Annotated in this window: 17 protein-coding genes; 9 read left to right on the top strand and 8 right to left on the bottom strand. The window is 74.3% G+C overall.

The features are described from left to right. Window positions 1–127: 127 nt before the first annotated feature. Window positions 128–1,399 (bottom strand): MFS transporter, encoded by a 1,272-nt coding sequence (locus tag OIM89_RS22265; RefSeq protein ID WP_051727112.1) that lies wholly within the window; start codon window positions 1,397–1,399, stop codon window positions 128–130. A gap of 231 nt (window positions 1,400–1,630) precedes the next feature. Between OIM89_RS22265 and OIM89_RS22260 the strand changes: the two genes are divergently transcribed. Beyond that, window positions 1,631–2,668 carry a rod shape-determining protein gene (locus OIM89_RS22260; protein ID WP_030696334.1) on the top strand — a complete coding sequence of 346 codons (1,038 nt, stop codon included), beginning with the start codon at window positions 1,631–1,633 and terminating at the stop codon, window positions 2,666–2,668. 146 nt (window positions 2,669–2,814) lie between these two features. Beyond that, the gene (locus OIM89_RS22255) at window positions 2,815–3,603 is read left to right on the top strand and encodes a VOC family protein (protein ID WP_030696333.1); all 789 of its coding nucleotides are present in this window, start codon (window positions 2,815–2,817) and stop codon (window positions 3,601–3,603) included. Window positions 3,604–3,697: 94 nt separating this feature from the next. Here the strand turns inward: OIM89_RS22255 and OIM89_RS22250 are convergent, their stop codons facing one another. Beyond that, complete coding sequence (locus OIM89_RS22250; protein ID WP_030696332.1) at window positions 3,698–4,078, bottom strand: DUF6479 family protein; 381 nt, start codon at window positions 4,076–4,078, stop codon at window positions 3,698–3,700. A gap of 323 nt (window positions 4,079–4,401) precedes the next feature. On the opposite strand from OIM89_RS22250, the gene OIM89_RS22245 reads away from it, so the two are divergent. From OIM89_RS22245 to OIM89_RS22225, 5 genes are all read left to right on the top strand, one after another. Further along, window positions 4,402–5,076 (top strand): HemK2/MTQ2 family protein methyltransferase, encoded by a 675-nt coding sequence (locus OIM89_RS22245; RefSeq protein WP_030696331.1) that lies wholly within the window; start codon window positions 4,402–4,404, stop codon window positions 5,074–5,076. Between the two features lie 13 nt (window positions 5,077–5,089). Further along, window positions 5,090–5,302, top strand: coding sequence for a CDGSH iron-sulfur domain-containing protein (locus tag OIM89_RS22240; protein ID WP_030696330.1), 213 nt, complete (start codon window positions 5,090–5,092; stop codon window positions 5,300–5,302). Next, window positions 5,299–6,339: an iron-containing redox enzyme family protein gene (locus OIM89_RS22235; RefSeq protein ID WP_030696329.1), complete on the top strand. Its 1,041-nt coding sequence runs from the start codon at window positions 5,299–5,301 to the stop codon at window positions 6,337–6,339. The genes OIM89_RS22240 and OIM89_RS22235 overlap by 4 nt, the downstream gene beginning before the upstream one ends. 39 nt (window positions 6,340–6,378) lie before the next feature. Further along, window positions 6,379–7,263: an SDR family oxidoreductase gene (locus OIM89_RS22230; RefSeq protein ID WP_264491576.1), complete on the top strand. Its 885-nt coding sequence runs from the start codon at window positions 6,379–6,381 to the stop codon at window positions 7,261–7,263. Window positions 7,264–7,348: 85 nt separating this feature from the next. Beyond that, window positions 7,349–8,398: an NAD-dependent epimerase/dehydratase family protein gene (locus OIM89_RS22225; RefSeq protein ID WP_030696327.1), complete on the top strand. Its 1,050-nt coding sequence runs from the start codon at window positions 7,349–7,351 to the stop codon at window positions 8,396–8,398. A gap of 63 nt (window positions 8,399–8,461) precedes the next feature. On the opposite strand, the gene OIM89_RS22220 is transcribed toward OIM89_RS22225, so the two are convergent. The 5 genes from OIM89_RS22220 to OIM89_RS22200 all read right to left on the bottom strand — a co-directional run bounded on the left by OIM89_RS22220 (window position 8,462) and on the right by OIM89_RS22200 (window position 13,320). Beyond that, window positions 8,462–8,713, bottom strand: a complete 252-nt coding sequence (locus tag OIM89_RS22220) for a Rho termination factor N-terminal domain-containing protein (protein WP_030696326.1) — start codon at window positions 8,711–8,713, stop codon at window positions 8,462–8,464. Window positions 8,714–8,743: 30 nt separating this feature from the next. Beyond that, a complete protein-coding gene (locus OIM89_RS22215; RefSeq protein ID WP_030696325.1) occupies window positions 8,744–9,124 on the bottom strand; it encodes a hypothetical protein in 381 nt (126 codons plus the stop codon). A 65-nt stretch (window positions 9,125–9,189) separates the two neighbouring features. Then, window positions 9,190–11,286, bottom strand: coding sequence for a catalase (locus OIM89_RS22210; protein WP_195731081.1), 2,097 nt, complete (start codon window positions 11,284–11,286; stop codon window positions 9,190–9,192). Between the two features lie 127 nt (window positions 11,287–11,413). Continuing rightward, entirely contained in the window at window positions 11,414–12,355 is a 942-nt protein-coding gene (ligD, locus tag OIM89_RS22205) for a non-homologous end-joining DNA ligase (RefSeq protein WP_264491575.1), read from the bottom strand. Continuing rightward, window positions 12,352–13,320 (bottom strand): LLM class F420-dependent oxidoreductase, encoded by a 969-nt coding sequence (locus tag OIM89_RS22200; protein ID WP_030696322.1) that lies wholly within the window; start codon window positions 13,318–13,320, stop codon window positions 12,352–12,354. Before OIM89_RS22200 ends, ligD begins: the two co-directional genes overlap by 4 nt. 262 nt (window positions 13,321–13,582) lie before the next feature. Between OIM89_RS22200 and OIM89_RS22195 the strand changes: the two genes are divergently transcribed. Beyond that, entirely contained in the window at window positions 13,583–14,263 is a 681-nt protein-coding gene (locus OIM89_RS22195; protein WP_264491574.1) for an HAD family hydrolase, read from the top strand. 285 nt (window positions 14,264–14,548) lie between these two features. On the opposite strand, the gene OIM89_RS22185 is transcribed toward OIM89_RS22195, so the two are convergent. Further along, window positions 14,549–15,310, bottom strand: coding sequence for a vancomycin high temperature exclusion protein (locus OIM89_RS22185; protein WP_264491801.1), 762 nt, complete (start codon window positions 15,308–15,310; stop codon window positions 14,549–14,551). A 214-nt stretch (window positions 15,311–15,524) separates the two neighbouring features. Here OIM89_RS22185 and OIM89_RS22180 point away from each other — a divergent pair, with 214 nt between their 5' ends. Next, window positions 15,525–16,859 (top strand): deoxyguanosinetriphosphate triphosphohydrolase, encoded by a 1,335-nt coding sequence (locus OIM89_RS22180; protein WP_030696319.1) that lies wholly within the window; start codon window positions 15,525–15,527, stop codon window positions 16,857–16,859. The last annotated feature ends 20 nt before the right edge of the window (window positions 16,860–16,879 follow it).

The raw sequence follows: 16,879 nt of genomic DNA, 5'->3' as shown, positions 1-16,879 counted from the left end.
TTCGTCGGCTGGCTGGTGTGACACCTGTCGGAAGCGCGTCCGGGCGCTGAGCCCGGGCAGGTGCGGCGCCGTCTCCCCTCGTCCCAAGGGGAGGCGGCGCCGTCGCCGTTCGGACACCCCCTGACGGTCAGGGCTGCGGGTCGCGGGCGTCGTAGCGGGCGAAGTTGCGCCAGCGCAGGCCGAGTGCGGTGACAGCGAGGACGCAGAGAAGGCCGCCGCCGGTGACCGCGGCCGTCGGGGAGGCGAGGTCGCCGAGGCTGCCGGCGAGGAAGTCGCCGAGGCGTGGGCCGCCCGCGACGACCACGATGAAGACGCCCTGGAGCCGGCCGCGCATCGCGTCCGGGGTGGCCGCCTGGAGCATGGTCGAGCGGAAGACCATGGAGATGGCGTCGGCGGCGCCCGCCAGGGCGAGGAAGAGGAGGCCGAGCCAGAGGTTCCGGGTGAGGCCGAAGACGGCCACGGCCAGGCCCCAGCCGCCGACCGCCAGCAGGATCGCGACGCCGTGCCGGTGGATACGGCCGAGCCAGCCGGAGAAGACGCTGCCCAGCAGGGCGCCGACGGCGGGGGCCGCCACCAGCAGCCCGGCCGTCTTCGCGTCGCCGCCGTACCAGATGACGGCGACGGCGGGGAAGAGGGCGCGGGGATGGGCGAGGACCATGGCGCACAGGTCGGTGAAGAAGGTCATGCGGATGTTGGGACGGGTGGCGAGGAAGCGCAGGCCGTCGAGGACCGAGGCACGTCCTCGGCTGCCCTCCTCGCGCTGCGGGCGCATCGCGGGGAGCCGCCACATCGCGTAGAGCGCGGCGGTGAAGGCGACGGCGTCGATGAGGTACGCCGCCTGGTAGCCCCAGAGTCCGACCAGGGCGCCGCCGAGCATCGGCCCGGTCATCGTGCCGAAGGTGGTGGTCATGGAGTTGAGGGCGTTGGCGGCGGGGAGCTGTTCGGCGGGGAGCAGCCTCGGGATCATCGAGGTGCGGGCCGGGGAGTTCAGCGCCGCGCAGACCGCCTGGAGCGCGACGACCGCGTAGAGGAACCAGACCTGGTGGAAGCCGGCGAAGGCGGCCACGGCGAGGGCGACGGCCAGCAGCCAGGAGCCGGTGGAGCTGGCGAGGCCCAGCAGGCGGCGGTCGACGGTGTCGGCGATGGCGCCGCCGTAGAGGCCGAAGACGACGAGGGGCACGAGGGAGAAGAGGCCGACCAGGCCGACCGAGAAGCTGGAGTGGGTGAGGTCGTAGACCTGGAGGGAGATGGCGAGGGCGGTCATGCCCTGGCCGACCCAGGAGATGGTGTTGCCGATCCACAGCCGCCGGAAGTCGGCGGAGGTGCGCAGGGGCGTCAGGTCGGCGAGGAGCCGTCTTCGGGGCGGGACCGCCACCGGGTCGCGGGGTGGGGGAAGTATCGCTCGCGCGTCGTCCGGGGCCGGGGGCTCGTCCTTCGAGGTCTCACTGTGCACAGGAGCGGATGCTAACGCGCGCGCCGCGACCCGGCCGAGCGGGTTTCCCCTGGTGCGCGCTCCCGCGGCCACCCGCGCGGACCCTCCCGGCAGGCGGCGGACCGGCGGCGGGCCCAGGATCGAGGGGAGCCGTCCGCACCGGGCTCGTACCCGTCACCGCACTCGGGAGGATCTGCCGTGACCGCAAGTCTGGAGCAGTTGCGCCGCTGCCACTTCGCCGTCGACCTGGGGGCCGCGCGGACCCGGGTCTTCATCAAGGGCGAGGGGGTCGTCGTCGACGAACCGAGTGCGGCGGCGGTCAACACGCGCACCGGCGCGCTCATCGCGGTCGGCACGCTGGCCGAGCAGATGACCGGCCGCACCCCCGGCTACATCCGTGTGGTCCGGCCGGTGAAGGGCGGCACCGTCATCGACATCGACATGGCGCAGCGGATGCTCCGCCACCTCCTCGGTGACAAGGCGCGTCGCGCGCTGCGCCGCAAGCCCCGGCTGCGGGCCGCCGCCTGCACACCGCACGACGCGGACCCGCTGGCCCAGCGGGCCACCGTGGAGACGCTGGTGGGGGTCGGGGCGCGCCGGGTGGAGCTGGTCGACACGCTGATCGCCGCCGCCGTGGGGTGCGGGCTGCCCGTGGAGCGGCCCGAGGCCAGCATGATCCTGGTGTGCGGGGCCGCCACCACGCAGATCGCGGTCCTCTCGCTCGGCTCGATCGTGACGGCCGAGCGCGTCCCGGTCGGCGGCAACGCCATCGACCACTCCGTCCTCTCCTACCTGCGCCACCACCACGAGCTGATGCTGCCGAGCCAGTCGGTCCGCCCGCTCCACGTGGCGCTGCGCGGCGGCGACCTGTCCATGACGGGGACCGGCACCACGGAGATCCACGGCCGGGACGTCGCCACCGGCCTCGGCCGCTCGGTGGAGGTGGACACTGCGGGGCTGCGCAGCGCCATCGGCATCCCGCTCACCGGGGTTCTCGACGGCATCGGCAAGGTGCTGCGGGACTGCCCGCCCGACCTCGTCGCCGACCTGGCCGACCGCGGGATCATGATGGTCGGCGGCAGCGCCCTGATGCCCGGCCTCGACCAGATGATCCGGGAGGCGACCGGGATGCCGGTCCAGGTCGCCGAGCGGCCCGACATCGCCTCCGTGACCGGGCTCGGCGCGATGCTCGACGGGCAGATCGAGCCGATGACACTGAACCCGCTCTCCGCCTGAGCCGCGCCGGGCGCGAGCCCGCGCCGCGCGCTCCGCGAACCCCCTGACCCACGGGCCGGGGCGGGCCCCTCGCCCGCCCCGGCCCGTCCGGCGGCCGCACCCGGCCGCGGACCACCCCCTTCCCCCGCCCCTGTGGAGGCAACCCCATGAGTCCGTTCCCCGACGGCGCGCCCTGCTGGGCCGACGCGATGTTCCCCGACGTGGCGGCCGCCCGTGACTTCTACGGCCAGGTCCTCGGCTGGACCTTCGACGACCTCGGCGAGGAGTACGGCAACTACACGATGGCGCTGGTCGACGGGAAGCCCGTCGCCGCCGTCATGCCGGTCATGCCCGGCCCCGACGCCCCCGCCCTGTGGAACCTCTACCTGGCCACCTCGGACGCGGCCGCCGTGACCGGCCGGGTGGAGGGGCTGGGCGGCACGGTGGCGATGGGGCCCGAGGACGTCGGCGGCTTCGGCATCACCTCCTCGCTGCGGGACCCGGCGGGTACCGCCTTCTCGCTCTGGCAGCCGAGCACCCACCCGGGGTTCGGGCTGACCGAGGTGCCGGGCGCGTACGCCTGGGCGGAGGTCTACACCCGGGACGCGGCGGCGACCGACCGGTTCTTCCCCGAGCTCTTCGGCTACCAGGTCGGCGTGATGGAGGACCCGGAGATGGACTTCCGGGTCTGGAGCGTGGAGGGGCGCCCGGTGCTCGGCCGGATGGCGATGACCGACGACTTCCCGCCGGAGGTCCCCAGCTACGTCAACGTCTACTTCTCCGTGCCCGACTGCGACGCGGCCCTCGACACGGCGGTCCGCCTGGGCGGTCAGGTCCACTACGGCCCGACGACCACGCCCTTCGGCCGGTTCGCGGCCCTCTCCGACCAGCAGGGCGCGTCCTTCTCCGTCATCGACACCAGCACCACCGAGGGCGAGATGCCGCCCATGACCTGAGCGGGCGTCGACCGTCCCGCGCACGACGAAGGCCGGGCCCTCCTGCGAGGACCCGGCCTTCGGGCGGTAGCGCCGCGGCGCGGCGGGGCGCGGCTCAGCCGCCGGCGCCGCCGCTGCCGAAGCCACCACTGTGGCCCGGCGTGTGCTTGGGCCGGCCGCCCTCGGGGGGCTCGGCCTGGTGGCTGCTGACGCCCTTCATCTCGTGGGGCAGGAGCCGACCGCCGTCGGTCGGGAACTCCCCCACGTCGTCCTCGCGGTAGTCCTCTTCATGCGTCGGGCGGGCGGGCTTCTGCGGCTGCGACTCGGGGCTCGGCGGTTCCGACTCCTCCGCGCGTGTCTTGATGCCCTTGCGGACCACCCAGACGAGCATCCCCACCACGGCCACGGCCAGCACCGCGAGCCCGATGCCGAGCACCCACCCGATTCCCCCCGACTCGGAGGCTCCCAGGATCTGGGCCTCGGTCATTGCGTACATGTGCGCGCCTCCTGCCGCTGGGCGGTCGGTCGGTCCGGGCGGTCCGCCCAGCCGTCACCGCTGTCCGACATGTCTGGTTCTCCACGTTACGCCCGGAGCTGCCCGGGCGCTTCGCGAAAGATCCCTCACCCCCCGCATGACCGCTGCGGAGCCAGTCATTCCCGCCACCCGGCCACCCGACGGGAATCGGGCCCCCGGGACGTGGACGCGATCTTCAGGGGTACGCGTCGCCGTACGCCAAGTGGTGGACCCGGCCCGTCGGCCGGACAGTGGACAGGAGGTCCGGCCGCGCTCGCCGCTGCCCCGACCAGGACGGAGCCCCCATGACCAGTGCCCCCGCGCCCCCGCTCTCCCCCGTGCTGGCCCCGGCCGGGGTCTACGCGCCCCAGCACGACACCGCCCTGCTGGCCCGGGCCGTCACCGCCGAGCGGCCGGGACCCGGTACCGAGGTGCTCGATCTCGGCACCGGCACCGGAGCCGTCGCCCTGCACGCGGCCCGCACCGGCGCCCACGTCACCGCCGTCGACATCTCCTGGACGGCCGTCCTCACCGCCCGGCTCAACGCCGCCCGGGCCGGCTGCCGGATGAGGGTCCACCGCGGCGACCTGACGGCGCCCGTCAGCGGCCGCACCTTCGATCTGGTGGTCAGCAACCCGCCGTACGTGCCCGCGCCCGAGGAGACACCGCCCGCCTCCGGCCCGGCCCGCGCCTGGGACGCCGGTCCCGACGGGCGTGCCCTGCTCGACCGGATCTGCGCCGACGCCCCGGCGGCGCTGCGCCCCGGCGGCACCCTGCTGCTGGTCCACTCCGCGCTCTGCGGCACCGAGGCGACCCTGCGCCGGCTGGCCGCCGCCGGGATGCGCGCCGAGGTCAGCGACCGGGTCCGCATCCCGTACGGGCCGGTGCTGACCGGGCGGCGCGAGTGGCTGGTGGCGCGGGGGCTGGCCGACGGCAGTCCGTGGGAGGAACTGGTGATCGTCCGTGCCGTCCACGCCTGAGCGACCCACGCGGGTGCGGCTGGACCGCGAGGGCGGGCCGATTCTGGTGGACGGGCCCGTCGAGGTGGTCACCGAGGACGGTGTCACCCACTTCTCGCACCGGCCGACCGTCGCCGTCTGCACCTGCCGCCGCAGCGCCCGCTACCCGTGGTGCGACACCAGCCACCGGGCACGCGCCCCGAAGAAGGCCGACGCACCCGACTGCCCCGAGGAGGAACCCCGATGACCACGCCCGCCCGCTCCCGGCTCACCCGGCCCCGGCTCCCCGAGCCGCGCGGCCCCGTGTCCGCGGGGGTGGTGGAGGCGCTGCGCTCCGGCGGCTCCCCCGTCACCGACGGCGCCGAGGCCACCGCCGACCCGTACGGCGAGGACCTCCAGCTCGCCCTCTACGTCCTCTACGAACTCCACTACCAGGGCTTCGCGGGCGCCCCGGCCGACGACAGTCGCGAGTGGGACCCCGAACTGCTGGCCCTGCGCGCCACCCTGGAGCAGCCGTTCCTGGCGGCGCTGCGGGCGGACGCCGAACGCCCGGCGAGCGCGGCGGCCGCCCTGGACGCCCTGCTGGTGGAACCCGCGGGCCACCAGCCGGGCAGCGTCAGCCACCACCTGCGCCGCACGCACCGCCTCCCGGAACTGCGCGAGTACGCGGCGCTGCGCTCCCTGTACCACCTGAAGGAGGCCGACCCGCACGCCTGGATGATCCCCCGGCTGCACGGCCGGGCCAAGGCGGGGCTGGCCGCGGTGGAGTACGACGAGTTCGGGGCGGGGCGCGCCGAGGACGTGCACGCCCGGCTCTACGCGGAGCTGATGGCGGATCTCGGCCTGGAGCCCGCCTACGGCCACTACCTGGACGCCGCCCCGGCCGCCGCCCTCGCCACCGTCAACCTGATGTCGCTCTTCGGGCTGCACCGGGCGCTGCGCGGCGCGCTGGTCGGCCACTTCGCCGCCGTCGAGGTGACCTCCTCCCCCGGCTCGCGGCGGCTCGCGGACGCCTTCCGCAAGGCCGGGGCCGGTCCTGCGGCCGTCCGTTTCTACGAGGAGCACGTCGAGGCGGACGCCGTCCACGAGCAGGTGGTGCGCCGGGACGTGGTGGCCGGTCTCCTCGCCGACGAACCGGAACTCGACGCCGACGTGGCCTTCGGCGTCGCCGCCACCTCCCTGGTGGAGGACCGGCTCGGGGCGCTGCTGCTCGACGCCTGGACCCAGGACCGCAGCGCCCTGCTCCCCGGCCACCACGCCGACGCCGTGGCCCAGCCCGCCTGACCGCGACCCGTACCCCCGACAACCGCAAGGGAGCTTCCCATGACCGACCCCCGAGGCCACCAGGACGCCACCGGCGACCGCCCCCGCCCGCCCCAGCCCGAGCAGAGCCAGGAGCACCCGGGCAGCACCGCCCGCATGGACCCCGTACCCGACCACGGCGAGGAGAGTTACCGGGGCCGGGGGCTGCTGCAGGACCGGCGGGTGCTGCTGACCGGCGGGGACTCCGGGATCGGGCGGGCGGTGGCGCTGGCCTTCGCCCGCGAGGGCGCCGACATCGTCTTCGCCCACCTGCCCGAGGAGCGCGACGAGGCCCGCGTCACCCTGCGCCTGATCACCGAGGCGGGCCGCACCGGGATCGCGGTGCCCTGCGACATCCGCGACGAGGAGAGCTGCCGCGAACTGGTCGCCCGGACCGTCGCCGAACTCGGCGGCCTGGACCTGCTGGTGAACAACGCGGCCTACCAGATGTCGCAGCCCGAGGGCATCGAGGCGATCACCACCGAGCAGTTCGACCGGGTGATGCGCACCAACCTGTACGCGATGTTCTGGCTCTGCCGGGAGGCCCGCCCGCACCTGGGCCCGGGTTCCTCCATCATCAACACCACGTCCGTGCAGGGGTTCCAGCCCTCCCCACACCTGCTCGACTACGCCATGACCAAGGGCGCCATCACCACTTTCACCCACGGCCTCGCCCAGATGCTGGCCGACGACGGCATCCGGGTCAACGCGGTCGCGCCCGGCCCCGTCTGGACCCCGCTCATCCCCTCGACGCTGCCCAGCACCGAGGAGTTCGGCGCCCAGTCGCCGCTGGGCCGCGCCGCCCAGCCGGCCGAACTGGCCCCGGCCTACGTCTTCCTCGCCTCCGACCAGGCCAGTTACATCACCGGCGAGATCATGAACGTGACGGGCGGCCAGCCGCTGTAGTGGCCGGCGAGGCGAGGTACGAGAAGCACGGCCGACGCGCCGCCCGGCTGCCGGCCGGTCCCGTCGTACGGCAGGAGGACTGCCCATGACCAGCAGCACCCCGAAACCCCTGCGGGTGGTCGTCACCGGCGCCACCGGCAATGTCGGCACCAGTGTGATGCGGCGGCTGGCCGAGGAGCCCCGGGTGGTCTCGGCGCTCGGTCTGGCCCGGCGGACGCCCCGGCTCTCCTACCCGGGGGTCGAGTGGGCCGCCTGCGACCTGACGGCGCCGGAGGCGCCCGACCAGTTGCTGCGGCTCTTCGAGGGCGCGGACGCCGTCGTCCACCTGGCCTGGCGGTTCCAGCCGACCCGGGACGCGGCGGTCACCTGGGAGGCCAACGTCCTCGGTTCGTTGCGGGTCTTCGAGGCCGCCGCGACGGTCGGGGTGCCCGCCCTGGTGTACGCCTCCTCGGTCGGTGCGTACGCGCCGGGGCCCGCCGACGGCCACCGGGTCGACGAGTCCTGGCCCACGCACGGCTGGCCGGGCGCCGCCTACACGCGCGAGAAGGCGTACCTGGAGCGGGTGCTCGACACCTTCGAGCGGGACCACCTGGACATGCGGGTGGTGCGGATGCGGCCGGCCTTCCTCTTCAAGGAGAGCGCCGCCGGGGAGCAGCTGCGGATCTTCGGCCACCGGCTGCTGCCGGGGCGCCTGCTCCGGCCCGACCTGCTGCCGGTGCTGCCGGGAGTGCGGGGGCTGCGGTTCCAGGCGCTGCACACCGACGACGCGGCCGACGCCTACGCACGGGCCGTCGTCCAGGAGGTGCGCGGCCCCTTCAACCTCGCCGCCGACCCGGTGATCGACAGCCAGGTCCTCGCCGGACTGCTGGAGAGCCGGTCGGTGGAACTGCCCCCGGCACTGCCGAGGGCGGCCCTGTCGGCGGGGTGGCGGCTGCGGGCGCTGGGAGCCTCCCCGGGGCTCTTCGACGCGGTGTTGCGGCTACCGCTGCTGGACACCGCGCGGGTCCGTGAGGAGCTGGGCTGGTCGCCGGAGCACAGCGCGACCGAGGCGCTGGACGCCTTCCTGCGCGGGGTGCGCTCGCACGGGGGGCTGCCGACGGCGCCGCTCGCGGGGCACGAGTCCGCCGCCGCCTGAGCCGGACGCCACGCCGCCGGGCCGCCTCCCCGCGCGAGGGAGGCGGCCCGGCGGCGGCTCGGCTCAGTGGTGGCGCAGGGCGTCGATGAGCTGGTCCTTGGTCATCCGGGACCGGCCCTCGATCCCGACCCGCTTGGCCTGCTCGTAGAGGTCCTGCTTGGAGCGGTCCTCGTACGTGCCCGACTTTCCGCCCTTGTGCCCCGGCGAGCCGCCGCCCGCGCGGCTGTTGGCGACCCGGGCGGCCTTCTCCTTGCTCTCGCCCTCGCGGCGCATGGCCTGGTAGGTCTTCTCGTCCTTGATCTGTGCCCTGGGCATCGGTGCCTCACCTCTCGGTAGGTCGGTCGGTCAGCTGTCGTGCGGGTGGAGCCGGAGTTCGACTTCCTTCTCCTGGTCGCCCGGCGCCTCGCCGACCTCCTCCAGCCGGAAGGCGTCGGCGAGGATCTCGCCGACCCGGTCCACCGCGCCGTAGTCGCCCTGGAGGGTGACGTTGACGACGGTGCGCAGCGGGGCGGCCACCTGGGGGTGGCCGGTCTGCTCGCCGGCCTCGTAGAGGGCGGAGCGCAGCAGCGAGGCTCCTTCCTTGTCGTCCTCGGCGGCGGCCCTGCCCTCCTCGGGTCCGGCGGGTGCGAAGGCCGTGCCGAGGGCGTCGAAGACGATCCGGGCGTCGTGGGCGTCGGCACCCGTCAGGACGACGAGGACCTGGGTCCCGTTGTCGGAGGGGCTCACGTGGGCCTCCCTTTCGGTGGTCGGCGGTGGTCGGCAGTGGTCGGCGGTCGGATGCCGGCGGGGGGTCAGCTTCGGGGCGCCGGGCGGTCGCGGAAGCGGTGGGCGGCGACGGCCTTCACCAGCTCCTCGGTGAAGGGCGAGTCGGCGGTGCCCCCGCTGACCACACCGCGGTCGGCGGTGACCTCGCCGTCGGGGGTGCTCAGCCGCAGCCCCCTGGGGAGCAGCCGGGTCAGCAACTCGGTGGCGGAGCCGTAGGCGGCGACGGGCTTGCCGTGGCGGTAGGCGTTGCGGACGAAGCGGCGGGCCGCGTCGCCGTCGGAGCCCTCGCCCGGCTCGCTGCCGTCGGTGAGGACCACCGCGTCGTACAGGACGGCGGCGACGGTGGGCAGGGCCCGGTCGACGGTGAGGGTGGAGCCGTCGGCGGCGCGTACGGTGCCGTCGTGCGGGGCCAGCACCTCGGCGACGGCGCCGCGTTCGCGCAGGGTGTCGCGGAGGACGGTGGCCTGGTGGGCGTCGACGCCGTCGGTGGCGAGCAGGGCGATCTGCCGGGTGGCGATGGTGGGATCGCCCTGGTTGTTCTGGAAGCTGAGCGCCGGGGACGGCTGCGGGCTCGGGGTCTCCTGGCGGGCGGGGGCGGCGACGCCGATGCCCTCGGCGACGGCGGTGGCCAGCTCGTGGTCGACGTGGGCGAGCTGCTCGACGGTGCGCTCACGGACCGGCATGGCGCCCACCTTGCCGAGTTCGAAGCGGAAGGCGTCGACGATGTGCTGCTTCTCCCAGTCGGCCATGGAGCGCCAGAAGAGGGCGGCCTGCGTGTAGTGGTCGTCGAAGCTGGGGCTGCGCTTGCGGATCTTGACGCCGTCGACGCGTTCGGCGAGGTGGCGGTAGGCGCCCTCGTCCACGGAGCCGAGCGCGGGGCAGCCGCCGCCCAGCGAGTTGGGCGAGTAGTTGGTACCCCGGTGGATCTCCTCCTGGTGGTAGCCGTCGCGCTGGTTGTTGCGGACGTCGACCACCGGCCGGTTGACCGGGATGTGGGCGAAGTTGGGGCCGCCGAGCCGGATGAGCTGGGTGTCCAGGTAGGAGAAGTTCCGGGCCTGGAGCAGCGGGTCGTTGGTGAAGTCGATGCCGGGCACGACGTTGGCGGTGCAGAAGGCGATCTGCTCGGTCTCGGCGAAGAAGTTGTCCGGGTTGCGGTCGAGCACCATGCGGCCGATGGGCCGTACGGGGACCAGCTCCTCCGGGATGATCTTCGTGGCGTCGAGGAGGTCGAAGTCGAAGGTGTGCTCGTCCTCCTCGGGCACGAGCTGCACGCCCAGCTCCCACTCGGGGTACTGGCCGGCCTCGATGGTGTCCCAGAGGTCGCGCCGGTTGAAGTCGGGGTCGCGGCCCATCACTTCCTGGGCCTCGTCCCAGACCAGCGAGTGGACGCCGAGCTTCGGCTTCCAGTGGAACTTGACGAAGGTGCCCTTGCCCTCGGCGTTGACGAACCGGAAGGTGTGCACCCCGAAGCCCTGCATCATGCGGTAGCTGCGCGGGATGGCCCGGTCGGACATCAGCCACATGATGGTGTGCAGCGTCTCCGGCTGGAGCGAGACGAAGTCCCAGAGGGTGTCGTGGGCGGAGGCGCCGGTGGGGATCTCGTTGTGCGGCTCCATCTTCACCGCGTGCACGAAGTCGGGGAACTTGATGCCGTCCTGGATGAAGAAGACCGGGAAGTTGTTGCCCACCAGGTCGTAATTGCCCTCGCTGGTGTAGAACTTCGTCGCGAAGCCGCGCACGTCACGCACGGTGTCGGCGGAGCCGCGCGGCCCCTGCACGGTGGAGAAGCGGACGAAGACCGGGGTGCGCACGGCGGGGTCCTGGAGGAAGGCGGCCCGGGTGAACTCCGCGCAGGAGGCGTAGGGCTCGAAGTAGCCGTACGCCCCCGCGCCCCGGGCGTGCACGACCCGCTCGGGGATGCGCTCGTGGTCGAAGCGGGTGATCTTCTCCCGGAAGTGGAAGTCCTCCAGCAGGGTGGGCCCGCGTTCGCCCGCGCGCAGCGAGTCGTCGGTGTGCTCGACGATCACGCCCTGGTCGGTGGTGAGGGGGCCGCCGCAGGGGTCGGGCGCGAGCACCTCCGCGCGCTGCCGCTGCTTCGGGTCGGGGGACTTGTTCTCCGCCATGCCGTGTCTCTCCTGCGGTCACCTGGGGGTGAGGCCGGTGGGCTCCCACTCGCGTAACCGTCCCCCGGGCCGTAAAACCCCGCAACACGGGCCGATCACCCTCCGCAGCCGGGGCCGGGGCAGGGGCTCAGGTGCTCCCGCGCAGCTTCTCCAGCCGCCGCGCGGCAGGGGCGATCCCCCGCGGCCTCGGCGGCCGGGCCCACGGCCGGGACGCGGCCTGCGCGTGTACGCCGTCCGGGTCACGGAGCGAGAAGGTACGGGCGTCCAGTTCGGGGTCGTCGAGCTGCTCCCAGGTGAGCGGCGCCGCGACGGGCGCGCCGGGGCGGGAGCGGAGCGACCAGGGGGCGACGGCGGTCTGGGCGTAGGCGTTGCGGCCGGAGTCGAGGAAGAGGCGGTCGCCCCGGCGGCCCTTGCGGACGGCGGTGGTGAGCCGGTCGGGGTGGCGGGCGGCCAGCAGTCCGGCGGCGTCCTGGGCGAAGGCGCGGACGGTGTCGTACCCGGCGCGGCCGTCGAGCCGGACGACGAGGTGGAGCCCGCGCGAACCGGTGGTCATCAGCAGCGGGTCCAGCTCCACCTCGGCGAGGAGGTCGCGGAAGCGCAGGGCGGCCTCGCGGACCGCCGCGAAGTCGTCGCCCGGCGGGTCGAGGTCGAAGACGAGGAGGCCGGGGTGGCGGGGGTCCCCGACGGTGGAGAGCCAGCGGTGGAAGGTGAGCACGGCCTGGTCGGCGAGGTAGACGAGGGTGGCGGTGTCGTCGCAGACCGGGTGGTCGACGGTGCCGCCGCCCTCCTTGGACATCGGCGCGCGGCGCACCCAGTCCGGATAGTGGGCGCCGGCGTTCTTCTGCATGAAGTGCGGCTGTTCGCCGACGCCTTCGGGGTCGCGCTCCAGCATCAGCGGGCGGTCGCGCAGGTGGGGCACCATGTGCGGGGCGATGCCACGGTAGTAGCCGACGACCTCGCCCTTGGTGAGGCCGTCGTCCGGATAGAGCACCTTGTCGGGCCGGTGGACGGTGAGGGTGCGCCGCCCGGCCCGGACCCGTTCCTCGCTTCCCGCGCCCACCGCGCTCACAGCCGGTCGCGGAGCGCGGGGAGCAGGGTGGAGCCGGCCCAGTCGAGGAAGCCGCTCTGCGAGTCGCCGCCGACCTGCACCACGGCGATCTCGGTGAACCCGGCCTCCTGATAGGCCCCGATGGCCTCAACGAACTCCCCCACGTCGTCGCCGCACGGGATGGAGGCGGCCACGTCCTCCTCGCGGACGAACTGGGTGGCCCCGGCGAAGGCGGCCGGGGTGGGCAGCTCGCTGTTGACCTTCCAGCCGCTCCCGAACCAGCGGAACTGGGCGTGGGCACGGCGCACCGCCGCCTCACGGTCGGGGTCCCAGCAGATGGGGAGCTGCCCGACGCGGGGCTTGCCCTCGCCGCCGTGCCGCTCGAAGGCGTCGATCAGTCCGGACTTGGGCTCGGTGGCGATGACCAGGTCGGCCAGCTCGCCCGCCAGCTCGCAGGAGGCTTCACCGGAGACGGCGATGCCGATGGGCGGCGGCTCGTCGGGCAGGTCCCAGAGCTTGGCCGCGTCCACGTCGAAGTACTCGCCGTGGTGGGTCAGGGTGTCCCCGTCGAGGAGGGAGCGGATGATCCGGACCGCCTCGTCGAACTTGTCCTGCCGTTCGGCGATCCCGGGCCAGCCGCCGCCCACGACGTGCTCGTTGAGCTTCTCCCCCGAGCCGAGCCCGAGCCGGAAACGGCCCTCGGAGAGCAGCTGGAGCGTGGCGGCCTTCTGCGCGACGACCGCCGGGTGGTACCGGGTCGTCGGACAGGTCACGTACGACATGAGCGGGATGCGGGAGGTGGCCTGCGCGGCGGCGCCGAGCACGCTCCAGGCGTACGGGGCGTGGCCCTGCTCCACCAGCCAGGGGGCGTAGTGGTCGGAGGTGACGGAGAAGTCGAAGCCGACCTCCTCGGCCTTCACCACGTCCCGGACGAGCTGCCGGGGGCCTGCCTGCTCGGTCATCATCGTGTATCCGATTTGCACCATATGAGGTGCTTTGCCGATCGGCGGAGAATGAAACCCCGGATGCCCCTCCGGCTTCGGCTGCCCGGGGATCGGGAACGCACGCTTCCGTCACCCGCCGGGCGTCCCGGGCGCTCCAGATGCCGCACCACCCTGGCCGGGCCTACGCTCGCAAGGGTGGAGCGATTCGTTCCGTTCCGCCTCTGTCCGGTTCCCGGGACGATCGCCGGGCAGGCGGGACCGCACTCCGTGACCGTGTCCGCCCTACCCCCGCGAGGTGCCCGCCGTGACCACACCACCCCCTGAGCAGGCCCGCGCCGCCGTCATCGACGTCGACGGCACCCTGGTCGACTCCAACTACTTCCACACCGTCGCCTGGTGGGAGGCGTTCCGGCAGGCCGGACACAAGGTGGCGACCCGTGACATCCACCGGCTCATCGGCATGTCCGGCGGCCACCTCGTCGAGCGCCTGATCGGCCCCGGCCACTCCGAGGAGCACGTCTCCGCGATCAGCGACGCCCACGCCACCCTCTTCGGCACCTGGCACGACCGGCTCCAGCCCGTCCCCGGCGCCGCCGACCTGCTGCGCGCGCTGGCCCGGCGCGGCTGGCGGGTGGTGCTCGCCACCTCGGCGCGCGGCCGCGACCTGAAGGCGATGCTCGGCACCATCGACGCCGACGACGCCATCCTCGCCACCACCGACAGCGACCGGGTGGACGCCGGCAAACCCGCCCCCGATCTGGTCGAAGCCGCCCTGCGCGAGGCCCGCGTGCCCCCGAACCGCGCCCACTTCGTCGGCGACTCGGTCTGGGACGTGGTCTCGGCCGCCCGCGCGGGCGTCGACTGCACGGCCCTCCTCTCCGGCGGCGTCAGCGCCGCCGAACTGAAGGAAGCGGGCGCCGTCGCGGTCTACGACACCCCGGGCGACCTCCTGGCCCACCTGGACACGAGTCCGCTGGCGGCGTAGGGCGGCGCGGGGTGCAGCCGGGCACACGCTGCCGAGTGCCGTCGTCGTGGACGTCGGGCACCTGCTCGACCCGCGTCACGGACGCCACCGGTGGGCCGTGGTGGAGGCCAGCATGACGTGGTTCTCGCACACCTGCGCGCGAGACCGGACGTTCGCACGGCGCTGATCGTCGTGGCGCGCCGAGGGAGAGCCGTGCTGCCGGGACCGGTTGCCGGGCTGCGGCAGCTTCGCCCTCGGCACGCCGCCGCTCCACACCCCCCGCCCTCCGGCCCGTTCGCCGCCAGGTCACCGCGCCGACTCCAGCGCGCGGGTCACCCCTTCCTCCTGCTCGCCCAGGAAGACCGGGTCGGGGCGGAGCAGGACGTCCAGGGCGGCCTTGCCCGAGGCCAGGACCTCGCGGGCGCCGCCCGCGTACCAGCTCACGTCGTGGCGGTCGTCGACGCCGATGCCGTACGCCTGGAGCCCGGCGGAGCGGCAGAGCGTCACCGCCCGGTGTATGTGGAACCCCTGGCTGATCAGGACGGCCCTGTCCACGCCGAAGATCTTGCGGGCGCGGACGCAGGAGTCCCAGGTGTCGAAGCCCGCGTAGTCGCTGACGATCCGGTGGTCGGGGACGCCCCGGGCCACCAGGTAGCGGCGCATCGCCTCCGGTTCGTCGTACTCCTCGCGGCTGTTGTCCCCGGTCACCAGGACCACCTCGGTGCGGCCCGTCTCGTACAGCTCGGCCGCCGCGTCCAGGCGGCGGGCGAGATAGGGCGAGGGCTCCTCGCCCCACAGGCCGGCGCCGAAGACCACCGCGACCTCGGTCCGCTCCACGTCCGCGGTGCCGCGGAGGTGGCCGTCGGCCGAGAACCGCATCCAGGCGGCGGGCAGCAGCACCAGCACGCAGAGGGCCATCACCGCGAGCAGCGCCCGGCGCCCGCCCGGCCCGCCCGTGGCCCGGGACGCCGGTGCCCGCCCCGCCACGAGGTGCGCCGCCGCCCGCCGGGCCTTCAGCACCGTGCGCCCGGCCCGCTCACGGGCCGCCGCCCGCCCACCGTTCCCCATCTCTTCCCCCACACTTCACGCTCCGTGATCCCCCTGCCCTCTCCAACGCCGCCCGGTCTGCCCCGGTTCCCGCCACGCCCCTCCACAACGAAGCGGGTGAGCAACCTGCCTGACGGCGCCTCGGCCCACGACGCTCTCCGGCCTGCACCTCGGCACTGACACCCCGGAGCCTCCGCGCGCACGGTTGTCACTCGCGGCGGCTACGGTCGGAGCCATGACGGCAGCAGAGCATCCCCATCCGGTCGAGGCGGCGGTCACCGCCGTGGAGCGGTGGGACCCGGAGCCGGACAAACGGCCGGGCCGGACCGCGTACCAGCGGGACCGGGCCCGCGTGCTGCACTCCTCCGCCCTGCGCCGCCTCGCCGGCAAGACGCAGGTGGTGACCCCGGGCACGCGCAGCCGGGTGTGGGACGCCGCGCCCCGCACCCGCCTCACCCACTCCCTGGAGTGCGCCCAGGTCGGGCGCGACCTCTCCGCCGCCCTGGGCTGTGATCCGGACCTGGTCGAGACGGCCTGCCTCTCGCACGACCTGGGCCACCCGCCCTTCGGACACAACGGCGAGCAGGCGCTGAGCGAGATCGCCGGGGACTGCGGCGGCTTCGAGGGCAACGCCCAGTCGCTGCGCCTGCTCACCCGGATCGAGCCCAAGCGGTTCCGCACCGATCCGCGCACCGGCGAGCAGACCAGCGTCGGGCTCAACCTCACCCGCGCCTCCCTGGACGCCGCCACCAAGTACCCGTGGCCGCGCGGCGGCCACCCCACCGATCCGGCCTCCCCGAAGTTCGGCGTCTACGAGGACGACCTGCCGGTCTTCACCTGGCTCCGTGACCAGGCCCCGCCCGGGCGGACCTGCTTCGAGGCCCAGATCATGGACTGGTCGGACGATGTCGCGTACTCCGTCCACGACCTGGAGGACGGCCTGCACGCCGGCCACATCGACCCCAATCTGCTGCACGCGGAGCCCGAGCGCCGCGACATCACCCGCCTCGCCCTGGAGCGGTACGCCCCGGCGGGGAGCGACCCGGCCGAGGTGACGGCCGCGCTGGACCGCCTCATGGACGAGGAGTGGTGGCCGCACGGGTACGACGGCACGGCCGCCGCCCAGGCCCGGCTGAAGGACGCCACCAGCCAGCTGATCGGCCGCTTCTGCCTGGCCGCCGAGGCCGCCACCCGCGCCGCGTACGTCCTCGGGCCGCCCACCGGAGCCGGTCGCGGCGCCTCCCCCGTGCGGTACGCGGCGGAGCTGGTCGTGCCGCGTGAGGCGCGGCTGGAGTGCGCGGTGCTGAAGGCGCTGGCCGACCGGTACGTGATGCAGCGCGCCGAGCAGGAGGTGCTGCGGGCCGAGCAGCGCGTGGTCATCGCCGAGCTGGCGCAGGCGCTCCTCGCGCGCGCCCCGTTCGGCCTGGACCCGCAGTTCCGGGCGCTCTTCGAGGCCGCGCCGGACGACCGGGCGCGCAAGCGCGTCGTCGTCGACCAGATCGCCTCGCTCACCGACGCCTCCGCCCGCTCCCTGCACGCGGACCTCACGGAGCCGGGCGGCCGCTGCTGAGACCGGGCGCGGACACCGGG

Source organism: Streptomyces sp. BI87, from assembly GCF_025957665.1.
In the GTDB taxonomy this organism is placed as follows: domain Bacteria; phylum Actinomycetota; class Actinomycetes; order Streptomycetales; family Streptomycetaceae; genus Streptomyces; species Streptomyces albidoflavus.
Note: the sequence above shows the minus strand (reverse complement) of the source record. Positions and strands in the feature narration are given on the sequence as shown.